Consider the following 2,382-nt stretch of genomic DNA (forward strand, 5'->3'; position numbering starts at 1 on the left):
CCCCTGGGCGAAATGCGCCTGGTAAGCAGAGTTTTTGAAATGTAAGGCCTTTGAATAAGACAAAAGGCTGCCTCATCGCTAACTTTGCAACAGTGCCCCACATCTTTTGTCACCAACGAGCGGCTGCCTATCACCGCACCGTGCCCGATCTTGATTCCGGGCATGACCATTGCCTCAGAGCCGATCCAAACGTCATTGCCAATGACAGTATTACCTGCTTTTTGGAAGGCATCGAGTGCGCTTGAGAATGCAGGTTCTTCCTGCATATAAAAGAACGGGAAAGATGATGCCCAGTCGTACCGATGCCCCTGATTGCCAGCCATGATAAAGGAAGCCCCACTCCCGATAGAGCAGAAACTACCGATGATCAACTTATCAACGTCATCACGGTCCGGAAACAGATACCGTGCGCAGTCATCGAATGAGTGCCCATGATAGTAGCCAGAGTAATAGCTGTACCGCCCAACTTTGATATTGGGGTTCTTCACTTGCTCAGAAAGCAGCTTGCCTTTGAAGGGGCTATCAAAGTAGTTGGTCATAAGAGATCCCGCGGTCTGTGACTTTGCCGTCTAACGTTTGAAATAAGGGGCGCCGAGCGCCAGCGAGGGGAGCCAAAAGCTTGCTTTTGGCCGTCCCGACTTGATTGAAGGGTTGGGCGATTTTGCCATTAGATTTTTTATAAATTTAGTGTGTTTAGAATGGTGATCGCATTTTTCTTGGCTTTTATGCTTGATGTTAAATTCGACCCCAAGTTTCCTGTAAGTGCGGACACAAAAACATATTTATGTCCTGATTTGCTTATAATAAACCCTTCAAACCATCCGTTTTGTAAGGTTCTATTTGCTGTGAATCCTGCACCAGTTTTCCCATACAGTTTTGTACTATTATCCAGATCTTGTAGATACATGTTCTCTATGGTGTTTTCTATGGCTGAGTTTTTAACTGGGAGATTGTGATTAATAATTTTACGCAGGAATTGAATTTGTTCTTCTGGTGAAATTTTTAAGCTACTTTCGAGCCATGCTTCTGTTAATCCGTTGTTTCTTTCTTTATCTCCAGAGAAGTCTTGATTTCCATAATCAAAATCTTTGAGATAATTCTTGATTTTATTTAATCCAATTTTTTGGGTTATTTCTTGCGAAACCCAAACAACAGAAAATTGCATCCACGTCTTTGGTGTATGATTGCTGTTCCAGATCTCCATTCCTTTGGGGGTTTTATCCCATTTGAATATGGTTTTCTGATCTATTATTTCCGCATCAAATGCCATAAGTGATAATGCGATCTTGAAAGTTGAATCTGGTGCCATTTGCGTTGCACACTTTGCTTTATTGAATTGAGCAATTTCAGCGTTTGTGGATGCATCGTAAAGTAAAAAACAACCTTCAGTTCCTTCAAATAATGGAGATGCAACAGTAGAGATATCTGTTGATGCACTGGCGCTGCTGTAGATAATATTTGCAATTATTAAAAAAATAGCGAAGTTGATATGTATTGTGTTTTTCATAATAAGTATTGGTTTGGTAAAGGGCTTAATTTTAACGGCTAACAATTAATGAGGCTCCGGGTTCGCCCAACGTTTGACATGAGGGGCGGCCAAGGGCGCCAGCCCTTGGACGTCCCCCTCGATGGAAGGGTTAGGCATCACTGCGTGTTCGCTCGAATGCCTGGCGTGTTTGAACCATGTACACGGCTGGACCATATGGGGTGGTTACGGTACCTTGCCTCTCAAACCCCGCTTTCTCGTAGCATCGGATCGCTCGCAAGTTGCTCGGCGACGGGTCCGTTTGGATCTTGGTGACCTCGGGATCATTGAACAGCAACTCAACCAGAGCTCGAACCAGCTTGGTTCCCAAGCCTTTGCCCAGTTGTGATGCATTCGCCAGTAACTGGTCTATTCCGCGTACTCCTGGATCGGTTTCTTCTTCCCACCGTCCGTCCCCGCTTCCAAGAGCAACGTACGACTGGGCATACCCAATCGGCTCTCCATTCAGCATTGCAATGTATGGAGTGACGGACTCTTGCGCTAAAACGCTTGGCAAGTACTGTTCCTGTACGTCAGCAAGTGTCGGGCGTGCTTCTTCTCCGCCCCACCACTCGACGATATGAGATCGATTTAGCCACTCATAGAGCATCGCAAGGTCATGCTCAGTCATGAGGCGCAGTGTGACGGAATCGTTGCTGTTGGTCACGATGCTGTACTTTGTGATGCCTAACTTTGTTTTTGCGTTGCTCATGATGTCTAACTCCCAATTTGTGTAGGGCTTATTATGCACGCTTAAAGGCACTGTTGCAAAGTTAGCGATGAGGCAGCCTTTTGTCTTATTCAAAGGCCTTACATTTCAAAAACTCTGCTTACCAGGCGCATTTCGCCCAGGGGAT

Annotated in this window: 3 protein-coding genes; all 3 read right to left on the bottom strand. The window is 45.4% G+C overall.

Going from position 1 to position 2,382, the window contains the following annotated elements:
* Positions 1–539 (bottom strand): CatB-related O-acetyltransferase (locus ACNQ0T_RS23095; RefSeq protein WP_223807070.1); only part of this gene is annotated, 539 nt, incomplete at its 3' end.
* Positions 540–676: 137 nt separating this feature from the next.
* Positions 677–1,507 carry an oxacillin-hydrolyzing class D beta-lactamase OXA-1 gene (locus ACNQ0T_RS23100; protein WP_001334766.1) on the bottom strand — a complete coding sequence of 277 codons (831 nt, stop codon included), beginning with the start codon at positions 1,505–1,507 and terminating at the stop codon, positions 677–679.
* Positions 1,508–1,637: 130 nt separating this feature from the next.
* The gene (locus ACNQ0T_RS23105) at positions 1,638–2,192 is read right to left on the bottom strand and encodes a fluoroquinolone-acetylating aminoglycoside 6'-N-acetyltransferase AAC(6')-Ib-cr5 (protein WP_063840321.1); all 555 of its coding nucleotides are present in this window, start codon (positions 2,190–2,192) and stop codon (positions 1,638–1,640) included.
* Positions 2,193–2,382 lie beyond the last annotated feature (190 nt).

Source organism: Enterobacter cloacae complex sp.6700776, assembly GCF_048284255.1.
Classification (GTDB): domain Bacteria; phylum Pseudomonadota; class Gammaproteobacteria; order Enterobacterales; family Enterobacteriaceae; genus Enterobacter; species Enterobacter intestinihominis.